Raw genomic sequence first — 16,892 nt, 5'->3', positions numbered from 1 at the left:
AAAGTAGGTCTTAGTGATCCGGTGGTTCTGTATGGAAGGGCCATCGCTCAACGGATAAAAGGTACTCCGGGGATAACAGGCTGATACCGCCCAAGAGTTCATATCGACGGCGGTGTTTGGCACCTCGATGTCGGCTCATCACATCCTGGGGCTGAAGCCGGTCCCAAGGGTATGGCTGTTCGCCATTTAAAGTGGTACGCGAGCTGGGTTTAGAACGTCGTGAGACAGTTCGGTCCCTATCTGCCGTGGACGTTTGAGATTTGAGAGGGGCTGCTCCTAGTACGAGAGGACCGGAGTGGACGAACCTCTGGTGTTCCGGTTGTCACGCCAGTGGCATTGCCGGGTAGCTATGTTCGGAATAGATAACCGCTGAAAGCATCTAAGCGGGAAACTAGCCTCAAGATGAGATCTCACTGGGACCTTGAGTCCCCTGAAGGGCCGTCGAAGACTACGACGTTGATAGGTTGGGTGTGTAAGCGCTGTGAGGCGTTGAGCTAACCAATACTAATTGCCCGTGAGGCTTGACCATATAACACCCAAGCAATTTGCTGTCCTGAAGAGGCACCAGATTGCGGTGTGTGAAGACGAAACGAACCGAAAGTTCGAGATACTCACCAAACACCAAACTATCGCATACCCATTCGCTGGAGCGTAATCCGCAAGGAGAACGACCTGGCTACCGAATTTCTTGACGACCATAGAGCATTGGAACCACCTGATCCCATCCCGAACTCAGCAGTGAAACGATGCATCGCCGATGGTAGTGTGGGGTTTCCCCATGTGAGAGTAGGTCATCGTCAAGATTAAATTCCGAAACCCCTATCTGCGTATGCAGGTAGGGGTTTTGTTTTGTCCGCAGGAAAGTGCCGTGGCGAAAAAGGGACAGTCCATCGGCTATCCCAGGTTCCAGCAGCATCGTTAGTGAAACTTCGGCAGAACGTATTCAGCGATCTCTTCAATAACCTCGGCAACCGGTCGCTCGCTACGACGCAGATGCAAGCCAACGTGCTGCACACCGGCTTCACGCAAAGCCTGAAGTTCATCAATCAACGCCAGCCTCCCGCAGCTACCGCCAAAACGTACACGTCGCATCGGTGCATGAGGATTGGCCGCCAGATCCAGGTGAACGAAGCTGATGTAGGGTTTGTCGCCACCGACCTCCCGCCACAGTCCCACTCGGCGCCGATGCTCATCCGGAGTGCCGGGGTAGGCGAGCCAGCCGTCCATGTGTTGGCCGATCCACGCCGGGGATTGCTGACCAAGACCTGCGACCAACAATGGCACTGGCTGATCTCGCTCCGGTAACAGGCGAGCACCTTCCGGCAAGCGGCCTTCACCTTGGCTGCGCAACAACTCGACCGTATCGCGAAAGATCTCTCCCCGCTGATCGTAGTCCACACCAAATAACGGATACTCCATAGGTCGGTCACCACTGGCCACACCCAGTAGCAGACGTCCATCACTCAGTTCATCAACACTATTGGCTGCCTTGAGCGTTAACCAAGGTTGACGTAGCGGTAATACAACCGCCGCCGTACCCAGCATGATGTTGTCGGTGATCCCTGCCAGGTAGCCAAGGTAGGAAAAGGTTTCAAACACCTGTGCCGCATCACCAAAATCGGGATCATAAACCGGCACATCGCGGACCCACAGAGCGCGGAAACCCGCTTTGTCGGCGAGGCGCGCCATAGCGGCGTGCTGCTTCAGGTCCGGAACACCAAAAGGCCTGTCTTCGGCAATCCTCAGCCGCTGGCCATCGCTAGACCAATCGTTATCCAACGGCAGTTCCAGCCCAATGGAAAATCCATTGGAGCCCAGTAATCGTTGAAATCGTGGATGCATGAAAAGACTCCAAAAAAACATAACGGAATGACATGCACCCAGTATCTATAGGCCCTCCTTCAAGAAAAATGCATGAATGGGAATATCAATCTTGAGCAAAACGCACGAGTCATAAAAAAACCGACCGTCGTTTTGGCCCTCAAGGACAACCGTTAGAGGAAATCGCACTAAAGTGACCGCACGGTTTTTGGTATGGTGCAGCTCGTTTTTTAACGGACTGATTTCAAGCCTACGGATCGGGCTCCTTTTACAGTCAAAGAGCTGCTGCAGAAATGCCCCAACCGATACCGATCAAAGACCACGAAAAAGAGACGCGCCTGGTCAACAAAAGACTGATGGCTTGCGCCCTGTTCGTTGTTGCCATTACCTGCGCGCTGGTCGTGCGCATGTATGTCCTGCAGGTGGTCGAATTTGACTATCACTCGACGATCTCTGAAAACAACCGCGTCCATGTCCTGCCAATCACCCCCACCCGCGGATTGATCTATGACCGCAACGGCGTGGTTCTGGCGGACAACCGTCCCAGCTTCAACCTAACCATCACCCGTGAACGCGCCTCCGATGTCAAAGAGGAACTGGATGAGGTAGTCAACCTCCTGCACTTGCCGACCGAAGACCGCGCGCTGTTCGACAAGGCAATGAAGCAAGCTCGACATCCATTCGTGCCGGTCACCTTGTTCTACGAGCTCAGCGAAGAACAAATCGCCGTGTTGGCGGTCAACGAATTCCGTCTGCCGGGGATCGACGTAGAGCCACAATTCGTTCGCCACTACCCGATGGGTGCGCACTTTGCGCATTCGATCGGCTACGTCGGCCGCATCAACGAGAAAGAGTCCAAAGCCCTGGACACGGTGGAATACCGTGGCACTCAATCCATCGGCAAGACCGGCATCGAAAAATTCTACGAGTCGCAGTTGCACGGCCAGGTAGGTTACGAAGAAGTCGAAACCAACGCTCAGGGCCGGGTGCTGCGAGTGCTCAAGCACACCGATCCGATCCCGGGCAAAAACATCGTACTGAGCCTCGACGTCAAACTTCAGGAAGCCGCCGAGGAAGCCTTGGGTGATCGTCGCGGTTCGGTGGTCGCTCTCGATCCGTCGACCGGCGAAGTACTCGCGATGGTCAGCAAGCCGAGTTTCGACCCGAACCTGTTCGTCACCGGAATCAGCTTCAAGGAATACGCGGCGCTGCACGACTCCATCGACCGGCCGCTGTTCAACCGCGTACTGCGCGGCCTCTACGCACCGGGTTCGACCATCAAACCGGAAGTGGCCATTGCCGGCCTCGACGCCGGCGTCGTTACCCCGCAGACCCGCGTCTTCGACCCCGGTTATTACCAACTCCCGGACTTCGATCACAAATACCGTAACTGGAACCACAGCGGCGATGGCTGGGTGGACATGGACGCGGCGATCATGCGCTCCAACGACACCTACTTCTACGACCTGGCCCACAAGCTGGGTATCGATCGCCTGCATGACTACATGGCCATGTTCGGCCTCGGCGAGAAAGTCTCGCTGGACATGTTCGAAGAGTCTGCCGGTTTAATGCCATCGCAAGCCTGGAAGCGTGCCACGCGCCGTCAGGCATGGTTCCCGGGTGAGACCGTGATCCTCGGCATCGGTCAGGGCTACATGCAGGTCACGCCCCTGCAGCTGGCACAGGCCACGGCATTGATCGCCAACAAAGGTGTCTGGAACCGGCCGCACTTGGCCAAGACCGTGGACGGTGTGGCGCCAGTGGATGAGCATCCAATACCAAACATCCTGTTGAAAGACCCGCGTGACTGGGAGCAGGTCAACCATGGCATGCAAATGGTCATGCACGACGCTCGCGGGATTGCCCGAGCGGCAGCGCTGGGCGCTCAGTACCGTATCGCCGGCAAGAGTGGTACCGCGCAAGTGGTGGCGATCAAGCAGGGCGAACGTTACAACCGGGCGAAAACCCTGGAGCGTAACCGCGACAACGCCTTGTTCGTCGGTTTCGCCCCGGCCGAACATCCGAAGATTGTCATCTCGGTGATGATCGAAAACGGCGAGGCCGGCGGTCGCGTCGCAGGTCCTGTGGTGCGGCAGATCATGGACGCCTGGCTACTCGATCAGGACGGTCACTTGAAGCCGCAATACGCCACGCCTAGCAAAGCACCGGGTGATCCTCACGTTTAAGCGATCAACGCTTCACAGCACCGGCTCACGAATACTGAGCATGTGCTGGAAGCTTTCGAGGAATACGGTTTCGGCCTGACTCATCTTCTGCTCGCGATTCCACAGCAGCTGGATATCGAAATCCACCACCCCATCTTCCGGCGGCAAACGCCAGAGCAAACCTTGCTCGACATCCCTTCGCACCAGGTGCGTCGGCAGGCAGCCAATGCCGAACCCTGAACAGATCAAGCGATAAATCTCTTCGAAACTCGTCGATGAAGCGACGATCTTGCCGGTAAAGCCTTGTTGGTCGCGGAACAATGTCAGGGGCGAAAGATTGCCCCCGAGTTGGTCACTGGTGAAGCTGACAAAGTTCTCCGCCGCGAGCTGTTCCAGGGTCAGATTCTCTTGCCCGAACAGTCGATGACGCTGCCCACAAAAGTACGCATAAGTCTCACGAAACAGTACTCGCTGCTCCAGCCGCGGCTGCGGTAAACGGCACAGGCCGACGCCAATGGTCGCTGTCTTTTGCAGCAGTGAACTGATGATGTTCGAGCTGCCCATCACCTCGACTTCAAACTCGATTTTCGGATGGGTTTCGTGGAAATCGGCGAGGAACTCGTCGTAATGTCGTGCTTGCACGCCGCTGACGGTAAGGATGCGAATCTTGCCGACCACGTCGTCGTTACGACTTTCTACCACCGTGCCCAGACGCGAAATATCGCCGTAAATATCCGCCGCAATACGCAGGACTTCCTCCCCGGTTTCCGTCAGGTCAAACCGTCGCCCACTGCGGGCAATCAACACACATTCCAGCTGTTCCTCCAGCCGTTTCAGTGCCTGGCTGACGGCTGACTGCGTGATGTGCAATCGCGCGGCGGCCCGGCTCATGCTGCCTTCCTGGCCGATCACCAAATAGGTGCGCAACAGGTTCCAGTCGAGGCGGTCATTCAGAAAGCGGCGACCGACCCAAGGGTTAGAAGTGGAGGGCATAAAACTCCTGGTAGTAGCAAGGCTAATAGTAAAGATAAGAATTTGAAAATTGACTAATCCTGGCACGGAAGCGATAAAGCTAACAAGCGTCACAGAGTGCAACCCGTAAACAGCCTTCAGTACCTGCCCAAAACTATAAATACACAGGGTCCTTGCATGCACACTACCCCTCAACCGCGTCGAGCGGCGGCGGCGGCCTTCATTGGCACGACCATCGAGTTCTACGACTTCTACATCTATGCCACGGCGGCCGCGCTGGTACTCGGGCAAGTGTTCTTTCCCAGCCACGACCCGGTGATGAGTACCCTGGCAGCGTTCGGCAGTTTCGCCGTCGGCTTCATCGCTCGCCCAATGGCCGGCATGGTGTTCGGTCATCTCGGTGATCGCCTGGGTCGCAAGAAAATGCTGCTGGTGACCATGGCGTTGATGGGGCTGGCCACCGCTGGCATCGGGATGTTGCCGAGCTACGCCAGCGCCGGTATCTGGGCGCCGATCGGCCTGATCGTGCTGCGGTTGATTCAGGGCATTTCGGTCGGTGGTGAGTGGGGCGGGGCGGTGTTGATGGCCAGCGAACACGCCCCGGCCAAGCGCAAGACCTTCTACGCCTCGTTCGCCCAACTCGGCAGCCCGGCCGGTTTGCTGCTGGCGTTGATCGCCTTTCGCTTGGTGACATCCCTTGAGCCGGAAGACTTCCTCGCCTGGGGCTGGCGTCTGCCGTTTCTCGCCAGCGGTGTGTTGATGATGGTCGGCCTGATGATTCGATCCGGTGTCCACGAGTCGCCGGAGTTCGCCAAGGCCCGGGACAACAATGAGACTTCCAAGTATCCGGTGAAGGACGTGATCCGTACCTGCTGGCGGCAGATCCTGTTTGCTGCCGCCGCCGTGACCATCGGTTCGGCCGGGTTCTTCTTTACCAATACGTTCATGATCACCTACGTCACCCAATATCAGGGCATCGCACGTTCGACGATTCTCGATTGCCTGTTCCTGGTAACCGTCATTCAGCTGCTCTCGCAACCGCTCTCCGCGTTGCTGGCCGAGCGCATCGGCGAAGGCCGCTTCCTCAAACTCGTCGCGCTGCTGTGCATGGTCACGCCGTACCCGATGTTCATGTTGGTGGGCACACAGAACATTGTGCTGATGACCGTCGGCATCGCCCTGGCGGTGGTGATTCTCTCGGCGCTGTACGCGGTGATCGCCAGCTACATGACCCAGGCGTTCCCGGTGCACCTGCGCTACTCGGGCATTTCTATCGCCTACCAACTCAGCTGCGCGCTGGCCGGCGGCACCACGCCGCTGATCGGCACGCTGCTGGCGAGCAAGTTTTCCGGACAATGGTTGCCGCTGGCGGTGTTCTTCACCTTGCTCTCGGCCCTGTCCTTGATCGGTGTTTGCGGCCTGGCCCGCCTGCGCGCCAACCCGGTCGTCACCCACGCTGCTAAAGAGGTGTATTCGTGAGTAAACCTGAACACATCGGCCCGGTTGAATGGCAAGCCCGTTGCGAACTGGCTGCGCTGTATCGCCTGGTCGCGCACTTTCGCATGACCGACCTGATCGACACCCACATCACCCTGCGAATTCCAGGGCCGGAGCACCACTTCCTGATCAACCGCTACGGGGTGATTTTCGACCGCATGCGCGCTTCGGACCTGGTGCGTATCGATCAGGACGGGCGAGTCGTCGATCCGGAGTATGAAGGTCATCGGGTCAACGCCGCCGGCTTCGTCATTCACTCGGCGATCCACATGGCCCGCCCGGATCTCAACTGTGTGATTCACACCCACACGGCCGCCGGCATGGCGGTCGCCGCCCAGAAGCACGGTTTGCTGCCGATCAGTCAGCACGCGCTGAAGTTCTACGGAAAATTGGCGTATCACACCTATGAAGGCATCGCGCTGTCACTGGATGAGCGCGAGCGTTTGATTGCCGATCTGGGCCCGCACCGGGCGATGATCCTGCGCAACCATGGACTGTTGGTCGGTGGTTCCGGCGTGGCCCAGGCGTTCCAGGAGATTCACTTCCTGGAGCGTGCCTGTCAGGCGCAGGTTGCGGCGTTGTCCGGTGGGTCGGCGCTGCATTATCCGTCCCCGGAAGTGTGCGCACATACTGCCGAACAGTTTGACCGCGATGAGCAGGACAACATCATCGACCTGGCCTGGGAGGCCGCACTGACCCTGATCGAATCCCAGCGAGAGTCCTATCTGTCATGAACACCGTGGTTTTGCTGTCCCGCGACAACCTGCTGCTCAAGCAACTGCAGGCTGCGTTTGCCCGCAGTGCGCCGCAACTCACAACCGTGCTGGCGGATGATCCGTTGGCCAGGAATGCGCAGATTGCCGCGTGCTGGTTTCCCTTGCCGGGCAGTCTCGCCGCATTGCCGAACCTGCAAGTCATTCACTCGGTAGCCGCCGGCATCGATCACCTCGATCACGACCCGTCGTGCCCGGATCTGCCGATCTGCCGAGTGGTCGATCCCGGCCACCGCCAAGGCATGACCGAGTACGTGCGCTGGGCGGCGATTCACTATCACCGCGGCTTCGATCAGGTGCTGATGCAGCAACAGGACCAGCGTTGGGAGCGGCCGCTACAACGGGCGGCGGGGCAGTTCAAGGTCGGGGTGATGGGGCTTGGGTCGTTGGGCAGCGCGATTGCCCAGGACCTGGCCGCCGCCGGTTACGACGTTCGTGGTTGGGCGCGCCGCAGCAAGGACTTGCCGGGCGTACAGACGTTCGCCGGTGCGGAAAAGCTGAACCCGTTTCTCGATGGATTGGAGTTGCTGATCAACCTGTTGCCGCTGACCAGCGAAACCCGCGGCATCCTTGGCAGTGCAACGTTCGAGCGACTCGCCAATGGCGCCGCGCTGGTCAATTGTGGTCGCGGCGGTCATCTGAACATCGACGACCTCGAACTAGCCCTGGTCCGAGGAAAACTGCGCGGTGCGTTGCTGGATGTTTTCGAACAAGAACCGCTGCCGGTCGATCATCGTCTCTGGACAATGCCCGGCGTCACCATCACTCCGCACATGGCATCGGCGGCCTCTCACGACTGTATCGCCGAACAAGTAGCAGAGAACTTTCGCCGTTTAAATAGCGGCGAACCGTTATTGAATTGTGCGGACCGAACACTCGGTTATTAATAAGAAAGCGCCTTGCAAACTCGCCCATTGAGTTGGGCGATATATAACAACATTCCCTCACCTCGAACGTTTTACTGCCAGTTAAAACAATTAAATACGAGTTCCTGATGAACTCCTGGAGACAGTAATGAGCGATCTATCGCCTGTAGAAAAGTCCGGCGCACCTCCGGAAGTTGCAATTAGCATGAAAAAAGTTGCCGTGGCCAGTGTGATTGGCACCACCGTGGAATGGTACGACCTGTTTGTGTTCGCCACAGCTTCGGCGCTGGTGTTCAACAAAGTGTTCTTTCCGGATTTCGATCCGTTGATCGGTACATTACTGGCGTTCGGTACGTTTGCTTCGGCCTACCTGGCCCGGATTGTCGGCGCGGCACTGTTCGGTCATTTCGGTGACCGCTTGGGACGCAAGTCGATGTTGTTGATTTCGCTGTTGACCATGGGCGCCGCTACGTTCGCCATCGGGTTATTACCCAATTACGCGGCCATTGGTATCTGGGCGCCGATCCTGTTGTTGCTGCTGAGGGTAATTCAAGGCCTGGCGTTGGGTGGTGAGTGGGGCGGTGCGGTGTTGATGGCGGTGGAACATGCGCCTGCCAACAAGCGCGGTTTGTACGGCTCGTGGGTACAGATCGGTGTTCCGGCCGGGACCATGATTGCCAACCTGGCCTTCCTGCTGATTGCCGCGTGGCTATCCCCTGAAGACCTGTTGGCCTGGGGCTGGCGTATCCCGTTCCTGGGCAGCGTGCTGCTGATCGCCGTGGGCTTGTACATCCGTTTGAACATCTCTGAAACCCCGGCCTTCAACAAGGTCAAGGAAGCCGAGGTGCAAGTGAAAATGCCGCTGGCGGAAGTGTTTCGCAAGTACTGGAAACAAGTCGTGCTGGGCGGGATCGCCACCATGTCGACCGGGGCGTCGTTCAACATCATCGTTGCCTTCGGCCTGACGTACGGCACGCAGAATCTGGGGTTCAGCCGCAGCGTGATGCTCGGCGTGGTGTTGCTGTCCTGTGCCTGGTGCATCGTCATGTTGCCGGTGTTTGGCGCGCTGTCGGACCGCTACGGACGCAAGCCGATCATCGTCGCCGGCATCGTGGCCGAGGCGTTGGTGGCGTTCCCGCTGTTCTGGTTGATGGACACCAAAGAGTTGCCCTGTGTGATCTTCGGCTACCTGCTGTTGATGACGGCCTTCGCGGCCAATTACGGGCCGATCGCAACCTTCCTCGCCGAACTGTTCGGCACTCGGGTGCGTTATTCCGGGTTGTCGATCAGCTACATGTTGTCCGGCCTGCTCGGTAGCGCCGCGACGCCCATCGTCACCACCGCATTGCTGGCAGCGACCGGCAAAGGCTCTTCGGTGGCCTGGTACATGATCGGCGCGGCGTTGATTTCGTTGGTGGCGCTGTTGTTGCTGACCGAGACCTTCAAGCGAGACATCAGTGAAGTCCCAGCGGCAGTGCCGGCCAACGAGCCAGCCCTCGGTAAACCTGTCAAATCGGCCGCCGCCTGATCAATGGAGTTCAACAACATGCGCAGAATTCAGTCAGCCCCGGGCTTCATCGGCCCGGTCGGTCCTTACTCCCAAGCGGTGGTCAGCGGCCACCTGGTGTTCACCGCCGGGCAGATTCCGGCCCAGAGCGGGCTTGATGACCAGCCCGCCAGTTTCACCGAACAAGTGCGACAAACCTTGCGCAATCTGGAAGCGATCCTGATTGAAGCCGGGTCCGACTTCAGTCACGTGATCAAGGTCAACGCGTACCTCACCGATCCCGCACAACTGGAGCCGTTCAACGCGGTGTATCGCGAGTTCCTCGGCCATGCGCCGCCGGCACGCACCACGGTGTGTGTGGCGCTGTGGGGCGTGTCGTTGGAAATTGATTGTGTTGCCGAGTTGATTGCCGAGGAGGCGCAACATGGATGAATCGCAGCTGATCGAGCAGCTCAACGCGGTGAGCTTTCCGACCCTCGGGCATTTTCTCGAGGAGGGCTTTGCCGACTCGCAACTGCGGGCCATGGTGCCCAATGTGAAACTGGTCGGCCGCGCGTTGACCCTGAAACTGGTGGGCGCCGATGCCATCGCGGTCAACCAGGCCCTGGCGCTCATCCAGCCCGGCGATGTGCTGGTGATCGACACCGATGGCGACTGGCAGCACGCACCCGTCGGCGCGGTCACCAGTTGCGCGGCGCGCTGCGCGGGGGCGGTGGGAATCGTGGTGGACGGCGCGGTGACCGACTTGCTCGAACTGCGCGAGACCGGGTTGCCGGTCTTCGCTCGGGGCACCAGCCTGCTGACCACCAAGCTGCATGGCCGTGGCGACAGCCAGATCAATCAGCCGATCCACTGCGCCGGCGTCACGGTGCATCCCGGTGACTTCGTGCTGGCAGACGACAACGGTGTGCTGTTTCTCGATCCGGTCACCGCGCAAAACGTCATCGAGCGCGCGCTGGCATCGGACCGGGCAGAACCGCAACTGCTGACCCGGTTAATGGCAGGCGAGCCGGTGTCCAGTGTCTTGAGTATCAAACTTTCTTAATGACCGGCAGCCAGCCCCAAAGCTGGCTGCTCAGGAACTTCAAAATCAATGAACAAACAACCGTTGGCACTTATTGCGATCGGCAGTGCGCTATTCAGTCCGTTAAGCATGGCGGACTTTATTAAAGACAGTAAAGCGACCCTCGGGATGCGTAACTATTACTTCAATAACGATAATCGCGATGGCGCCGCGAGCCCTTCAAAAACCGAAGAGTGGGCGCAGGGTTTCATGCTCAACTATCAGTCCGGATTCACCGAAGGCAGCGTCGGCTTTGGTGTCGATGCGTTAGGCCTGCTGGGTATTCGCCTGGACAGCGGTGACGGTCGCCATGTCGGCAGTTCGATGATCCCCAACGATGGCAACGGCGCCGCCGAGCAATGGTCGCGTTTCGGTGCGACGGCGAAGATGCGCTTTGCCCAGACTGAAATGCGTTACGGCACGCTGACACCGAAGTTGCCGATTTTGCAGGCCAATGACGGGCGGCTGCTGCCGCAGACGTTCGAGGGTGGGCAGATCGTCTCCAATGACTTCGAGCACCTGACCCTGACCGGTGGTCATCTCGAACACGCCACGGGTCGCGGTTCCAGCGACAGCACCGGTCTGGCCGTGGCCGGCGGCACCCGGGAAAGCAACGCGTTCAATTTTGCCGGTGCCGATTACAAAGTCACCGATGCGCTTCTGGCGCAGTACTACTACGCCAATCTCGAAGACTATTACCAACAGCATTTCGCCGGTCTGGTTCACAACCTGACACTGGGGGATTTCGGCGCGCTGAAAACCGATCTGCGCTACTTCAAGACCTCCGCCGACGGTGCCAATGACTCGGCCAGCGGGCGGGCCAGCGGCTACCGCACCAGCGGTTATACGCAGAACGGCGACGGCAAGATCGACAACAATACCTGGAGCCTGGCGTTCACCTGGAGCATCGGCGCTCACGCGCTGATGGCTGGTTATCAGCAGGTGTCCAGTGACAGCGGATTCGTGCAGCTCAACCAGGGTGGTTTGCCGGACAAAGGCGCTGGAGGCGCCAGCGTCTACCTGCTGACCGACCGCTACATCCAGAACTTCACCCGCGCCGGTGAACGTACCGGGTTTGCCCAGTACAGCTACGATTTCGCGGCTCTTGGCGTGCCGGGGCTCAAGGCTTCGGCGATGTACCTCTCAGGCAGCGGCATCAAAACGGTGGCCGGACCAGAGCAAGAGGAATGGGAGCGGGACCTGAGTATCGACTACGTGATCCAGAGCGGACCGTTGAAAAACGTTGCACTGGGTTGGCGCAACGGCATGTCGCGCAGTGAAGCGTCGCGCGATGCGGACCAGAACCGCCTGGTGGTCAGCTACAGTCTGCCGTTGTTCTGATCGGGTCACTCAGTCCAGCAAGCACTGTTGCAGGCTCTCGAGAAAGATCGTCTCGGCCCGGCTCATGCGTTGCTCGCGGTTCCACAGCAAATGAATGTCCACATCGGCAATCCCTTCGTGGGGCGGCAGGCGCCAGAGCAATCCGGCGTCGACGTCCGCCGCCACCACGTGCTCGGGCAAACAGCCGATCCCGTACCCGGCGATCACCAGTCGCCGGACTTCTTCCAGGCTCGGTGACGAGGCGACGATCCGTCCGCTGAAGCCTTGCTGATCACGAAAAATCGTCAGCGGCGAGAGCATGCCGCCGATCTGGTCGCTGGTGAAACTGACGAAGTTCTCCCGCTGCAAATCCCCTTCGGCAACGTTCTGTTGGCCGAACAGCGCATGGTGCTTGCCGCAGAAAAACGCATAGCGCTGACGCAGGAACAGCCGTTGTTCCAGGCGCGGTTGTGGGCGGCGATTGAGGCTCAGGCCGAGGGTCGCGGTTTTTTCCTGGAGGGCGCTGACAATGTCGGAACTGCGCATCACGTCGACTTCCAGATCCACTCGCGGATGCTGGCGATGAAAGTCCGCGAGGAAGTCATCGAAGCGCTCCGAAAAGATCCGGCTGATGATCAGCAAGCGAACCTTGCCGATCACTTCGTCGGCCGGTTGCTCCAGCACGCTGCTGACCTGGGACATCTGCCCGTAGATTTCCCCGGCCAGTTCGAAGATCTGCTCGCCGACTTCGGTCAGGGCAAACCGTGGCCCGCGACGGGCGATCAGTTGTCGGCCCAGTTGCTCCTCCAGACGCTTCAGCGCCTGGCTTACCGCCGGTTGCGTCAGGTGCAGGCGGGCGGCGGCGCGGCTGATGCTGAGCTCCTGGCCGATCACCCGAAAAGTGCGCAGCAGGTTCCAGTCCAGACGGTCATTGAGCAGGCGTTGTACATCGCGTTCGGCCATGGTGGCTCTCGATTATAAGCTGGCGTAATAGTCTGCATAATAAATAGAAAATTGACTAATCATAGCCCCGAGACGATAAATCATCTCCAGACAGGCGCCGTCAGAGCGCCTTGATTTTGCAGTTTCACTCCTGCCAAAAAAATAACCAAAGGAGACCGACCCATGAAGCCCCAAGCTTCTCCTCAGCCGCGCCGTGCGGCAGCCGCAGCCTTTATCGGCACCATGATCGAGTGGTACGACTTTTACATCTATGCCACCGCTGCTGCGCTGGTATTCGGCGCGCTGTTCTTCCCCTCAGACGACAAACTGTTCAGCACCATGGCCGCCTTCGGCACCTTCGCCGTGGGCTTCTTTGCGCGGCCATTGGGCGGGATTATCTTCGGCCATATCGGCGACCGCATCGGCCGCAAGAAGTCGCTGATCATCACGTTGCTGATGATGGGCGTGGTCACGGTCTGCATCGGTTTGCTGCCGACCTACGCACAAATTGGCGCAGCGGCGCCGGTGCTGCTGATTCTGCTGCGCATCGTCCAGGGCATCGCCGTCGGTGGCGAGTGGGGCGGGGCGGTGTTGATGGCCGGCGAGCATGCGCCGAAAGGTCGACGCAATTTCTTCGCCTCCTTTGCGCAGCTGGGCAGCCCGGCCGGTTTGATCCTCTCGCTGCTGGCCTTCAGCGCAGTCACCCGTCTGCCGGAAGAAGACCTGATGAACTGGGGCTGGCGCCTGCCGTTCCTCGCCAGTTCGCTGTTGCTGCTGGTGGGCCTGGCGATACGCCTGGGCGTGAATGAGTCGCCGGAGTTCCTCGCCAGCCGCGAATTGGCGCGCAAAAGCACACGCAAGGAGCAGGCGCCGGTCATGGAGGTCCTGCGTACCGCGTGGCGCCCGTTGCTGCTGTGCATCGGCGCCAACACCCTCGGGATCGCCGGGGTGTATTTCACCAACACCTTCATGATCGCCTACACCACCCAGCAACTCGAACTGCCGCGCTCGCTGATCCTTGAGTGCCTGTTTGTGGTGGCGATCATTCAGTTCTGCATTCAACCGCTGGCCGCGTGGGTCGCCGAGAAAATGGGCGCCACGCGATTCCTGTGCCTGGTGTCGTTGTTGGCCATCGCCTCGCCGTACCCGATGTTCGTGCTGGTCAGCTCGGCCCAGGCGCCGCTGATCATCCTCGGCATCGCCCTGGCGGTGGTGTGCATGGCGTCGTTCTACGCGGTGATCGCCGGTTACGTCAGCGGCATGTTCGAAACCCGCGTGCGCTACACCGCGATTTCGTTGGCCTATCAGATTTGCGGCGCCGTGGCCGGTGGCCTGACGCCGCTGATCGGCACCTTGCTGGCACACAAGTTCGCCGGCCAATGGTGGCCGATGGCGGTGTTCTACAGCCTGATTGCCGCGACTTCGCTGATCTGTGTCCTGTCCCTTGCCCGTCGCCATGCCAGCGCTGAACGCGTTGAAATGGCCAACGCTTAATTAAGTTTTCCCAGGAGTAACGCATGTTGAAAATTAATGGTGAACGCCTCTGGGCGAGTCTGATGGACATGGCCGAAATCGGCGCCACCGCCCGTGGCGGCAGCTGCCGCCTGGCCCTGAGCGATGAAGACAAGGCCGGTCGCGAACTGTTTTCCCACTGGTGCCGCGAAGCCGGCATGACCCTGAGCGTGGACGCCATCGGCAACCTGTTCGCCCGCCGCGCTGGCACCGACCCCGATGCGGCGCCAGTGATGATGGGCAGCCACCTCGACACTCAGCCTGAAGGTGGGCGTTTCGATGGCGTCTACGGCGTACTCGCCGGCCTGGAAGTGGTGCGTTGCCTGAATGACCTCGGCATCCAGACCCGCAAGCCGCTGGAAGTGGCGGTGTGGACCAACGAAGAAGGCGCACGCTTCACCCCGGCGATGTTCGGTTCGGCGGTGTTCACCGGGATCATGCCACTGGACGCAGCGCTGGCGGTGCGTGACATCGACGGCATCAGCGTTGCCGAGGCGTTGCAACGCACGGGTTACGCCGGCGAACGCCCATTGGGCGGCGCGGTGGATGCGTACTTTGAAGCGCACATCGAACAAGGTCCGATCCTCGAAGACAACGCCAAAAGCATCGGCGTGGTCAGCGGCGGCCAGGCGATTCGCTGGCTCGACGTGCGGGTCGAAGGCATGGCCGCCCACGCCGGTACAACGCCGATGCCGTTGCGCAAGGACGCCTTGTACGGCGTCGCACAAATGATCCAGGCAATCGAAGGCCTGGCCAGTGATTTCACCCCCGAAGGGCTGACCACCGTCGGCGAGTTGAGCATCAACAAGTCCTCGCGCAATACCATTCCGGGCTTGGTGAATTTCACCGTCGACCTGCGTCATCACCGCGACGAAGCCATTGAGGCCATGGAGCAGCAAGTCCGCGAGCGGCTTCAGGCGATTGCCGATAGCCGAGGCTTGAACCTGACGATTACGCCTCACTGGATCAGCCCGGCAACACCGTTCGATGCCGATTGCGTGGCGGCCGTGCAGCAGGCGGTGGACGCGCTGGGCTACGCTCAGCAATCGATTGTCAGCGGCGCCGGGCATGATGCGATTCATCTGGCGCGGTTTTGCCCGACGGCGATGGTGTTCATTCCATGCGTTGGCGGCTTGAGCCATAACGAAGCAGAGGACGTGCTGCCTGAAGATGTGCGTCAGGGCACTGATGTGTTGCTCAACGCTGTGCTGGCCCGTGCCGGAAGAACTGAATAAATACAATCCCTGTGGGAGCGAGCCTGCTCGCTAAAACGGAGTGTCAGCCAACATCACTGCAAGATGACACACCGTATTCGCGAGCAGGCTCGCTCCCACAGGAGGGCGCACAACGTTTCAAGATCTAGGTTAACTGACAGGTATTAGAACCATGCGCAGTTTTTTCCACCCCGAACAATTGCTTCACCATCCTCGCAGCTACTACTCCCGTGGGCAGATGCGCACACCGCAGGAAGTACCCGAGCGCGCTCAGCGGTTGGTGCAGGCGTCGCATTCGCTGGGCTTTAACGTTGAGCAACCGGTCGATGCCGGGCTCGATCCGCTGCTGGCGGTCCACGGTGCGCCGTACCTGACGTTCTTGCAGGAAGCGCATCAGCGCTGGAAGGAAATTCCCGAGGATTGGGGCGACGAGGTGATGTCGAACATCTTCGTGCGCGAGCCCAACGCCCTGCGCGGGATTCTCGCCCAGGCCGCCCGCTATCTGGCGGATGGCAGTTGCCCGGTGGGTGAGCAGACCTGGCGTTCGGCCTATTGGTCGGCGCAAAGCGCGATCGCTGGCGCCCAAGCCTTGCTCGATGGCGAGCCGGCGGCTTACGCCTTGTGCCGTCCACCAGGTCACCATGCCCGGGCCGAAGCGGCGGGCGGTTTCTGTTATGTGAACAATGCAGCGGTGGCCGCACAAGTGTTGCGTGGCGGGTTTGCGCGCGTCGCGGTGCTCGACACCGACATGCACCACGGTCAGGGAATTCAAGAGATTTTCTACGACCGCGATGACGTGCTCTATGTCTCGGTGCATGGCGATCCGACCAACTTCTATCCGGGGGTTGCCGGGTTCGCTGATGAGCGGGGAGACGGGAAGGGCGAGGGCTTCAACCTCAACTTGCCGATGGCGCATGGCGCCAGTGAGGCGGACTTCCTGGGTCAGTTGGACGTGGCATTGGCGGCGGTGAAAGACTTCGGCGCCGAGGTGTTGGTGTTGTCCTTGGGGTTCGATATTTTCGTGCTGGATCCGCAGAGCAAAGTGGCGGTGACCCGTGAAGGGTTTGCGCGGCTGGGCGAGCGGATTCGCAGCCTGGGGGTGCCGTGTCTGATTGTGCAGGAGGGCGGGTATCACCTGGAGAGTCTGGAGGATAATGCGCGGGCGTTTTTTGTGAACGCCGAGGTGTGGCAGCTCTGAGATCTTTGGTGTCTGGTAGATCGCTATCGCGAGCAGGCTCAC

General features: G+C 59.6%; 14 protein-coding genes and 2 rRNA genes (1 of these 16 cut by a window edge). 13 read left to right on the top strand and 3 right to left on the bottom strand.

From position 1 onward, the window contains the following. Positions 1 to 529: ribosomal RNA gene (locus tag ACYZTZ_RS19420) — 23S ribosomal RNA — on the top strand (it extends 2,363 nt beyond the left edge of the window). A 158-nt stretch (positions 530 to 687) separates the two neighbouring features. Then, positions 688 to 803, top strand: a 5S ribosomal RNA gene (rrf, locus tag ACYZTZ_RS19415). A 115-nt stretch (positions 804 to 918) separates the two neighbouring features. Here the strand turns inward: rrf and ACYZTZ_RS19410 are convergent. Beyond that, entirely contained in the window at positions 919 to 1,842 is a 924-nt protein-coding gene (locus ACYZTZ_RS19410; RefSeq protein WP_461999418.1) for a TIGR03571 family LLM class oxidoreductase, read from the bottom strand. A gap of 272 nt (positions 1,843 to 2,114) precedes the next feature. Here ACYZTZ_RS19410 and mrdA point away from each other — a divergent pair, with 272 nt between their 5' ends. Then, the gene (gene mrdA, locus ACYZTZ_RS19405) at positions 2,115 to 4,007 is read left to right on the top strand and encodes a penicillin-binding protein 2 (RefSeq protein WP_046048387.1); all 1,893 of its coding nucleotides are present in this window, start codon (positions 2,115 to 2,117) and stop codon (positions 4,005 to 4,007) included. Between the two features lie 12 nt (positions 4,008 to 4,019). Here the strand turns inward: mrdA and ACYZTZ_RS19400 are convergent, their stop codons facing one another. Beyond that, entirely contained in the window at positions 4,020 to 4,979 is a 960-nt protein-coding gene (locus ACYZTZ_RS19400; protein WP_095131011.1) for a LysR family transcriptional regulator, read from the bottom strand. Positions 4,980 to 5,135: 156 nt separating this feature from the next. Between ACYZTZ_RS19400 and ACYZTZ_RS19395 the strand changes: the two genes are divergently transcribed. From ACYZTZ_RS19395 to ACYZTZ_RS19365, 7 genes are all read left to right on the top strand, one after another. Then, complete coding sequence (locus ACYZTZ_RS19395) at positions 5,136 to 6,437, top strand: MFS transporter (RefSeq protein ID WP_461999417.1); 1,302 nt, start codon at positions 5,136 to 5,138, stop codon at positions 6,435 to 6,437. Then, the gene (locus ACYZTZ_RS19390; RefSeq protein ID WP_056741989.1) at positions 6,434 to 7,189 is read left to right on the top strand and encodes a class II aldolase/adducin family protein; all 756 of its coding nucleotides are present in this window, start codon (positions 6,434 to 6,436) and stop codon (positions 7,187 to 7,189) included. The genes ACYZTZ_RS19395 and ACYZTZ_RS19390 overlap by 4 nt, the downstream gene beginning before the upstream one ends. Next, positions 7,186 to 8,115 (top strand): 2-hydroxyacid dehydrogenase, encoded by a 930-nt coding sequence (locus ACYZTZ_RS19385; protein ID WP_461999416.1) that lies wholly within the window; start codon positions 7,186 to 7,188, stop codon positions 8,113 to 8,115. Before ACYZTZ_RS19390 ends, ACYZTZ_RS19385 begins: the two co-directional genes overlap by 4 nt. A gap of 127 nt (positions 8,116 to 8,242) precedes the next feature. After that, positions 8,243 to 9,622 (top strand): MFS transporter, encoded by a 1,380-nt coding sequence (locus ACYZTZ_RS19380; protein ID WP_461999415.1) that lies wholly within the window; start codon positions 8,243 to 8,245, stop codon positions 9,620 to 9,622. Positions 9,623 to 9,640: 18 nt separating this feature from the next. Continuing rightward, complete coding sequence (locus ACYZTZ_RS19375) at positions 9,641 to 10,033, top strand: RidA family protein (RefSeq protein WP_461999414.1); 393 nt, start codon at positions 9,641 to 9,643, stop codon at positions 10,031 to 10,033. Continuing rightward, on the top strand, positions 10,026 to 10,646 hold the full coding sequence (locus ACYZTZ_RS19370; protein ID WP_461999413.1) for an RraA family protein: 621 nt from the start codon (positions 10,026 to 10,028) through the stop codon (positions 10,644 to 10,646). The genes ACYZTZ_RS19375 and ACYZTZ_RS19370 overlap by 8 nt, the downstream gene beginning before the upstream one ends. 48 nt (positions 10,647 to 10,694) lie before the next feature. Then, positions 10,695 to 12,005, top strand: coding sequence for an OprD family porin (locus tag ACYZTZ_RS19365; protein WP_461999412.1), 1,311 nt, complete (start codon positions 10,695 to 10,697; stop codon positions 12,003 to 12,005). A 9-nt stretch (positions 12,006 to 12,014) separates the two neighbouring features. Here the strand turns inward: ACYZTZ_RS19365 and ACYZTZ_RS19360 are convergent, their stop codons facing one another. Beyond that, complete coding sequence (locus ACYZTZ_RS19360; RefSeq protein ID WP_033061190.1) at positions 12,015 to 12,947, bottom strand: LysR family transcriptional regulator; 933 nt, start codon at positions 12,945 to 12,947, stop codon at positions 12,015 to 12,017. A 162-nt stretch (positions 12,948 to 13,109) separates the two neighbouring features. On the opposite strand from ACYZTZ_RS19360, the gene ACYZTZ_RS19355 reads away from it, so the two are divergent. The 3 genes from ACYZTZ_RS19355 to ACYZTZ_RS19345 all read left to right on the top strand — a co-directional run bounded on the left by ACYZTZ_RS19355 (position 13,110) and on the right by ACYZTZ_RS19345 (position 16,850). Then, a complete protein-coding gene (locus ACYZTZ_RS19355; protein ID WP_461999411.1) occupies positions 13,110 to 14,420 on the top strand; it encodes an MFS transporter in 1,311 nt (436 codons plus the stop codon). 23 nt (positions 14,421 to 14,443) lie between these two features. Further along, positions 14,444 to 15,673: a Zn-dependent hydrolase gene (locus ACYZTZ_RS19350; RefSeq protein WP_461999410.1), complete on the top strand. Its 1,230-nt coding sequence runs from the start codon at positions 14,444 to 14,446 to the stop codon at positions 15,671 to 15,673. A 151-nt stretch (positions 15,674 to 15,824) separates the two neighbouring features. Continuing rightward, positions 15,825 to 16,850: a histone deacetylase family protein gene (locus ACYZTZ_RS19345; RefSeq protein WP_461999409.1), complete on the top strand. Its 1,026-nt coding sequence runs from the start codon at positions 15,825 to 15,827 to the stop codon at positions 16,848 to 16,850. The last annotated feature ends 42 nt before the right edge of the window (positions 16,851 to 16,892 follow it).

The organism is Pseudomonas sp. LB3P58, from assembly GCF_054897895.1.
Note: the sequence above shows the minus strand (reverse complement) of the source record. Positions and strands in the feature narration are given on the sequence as shown.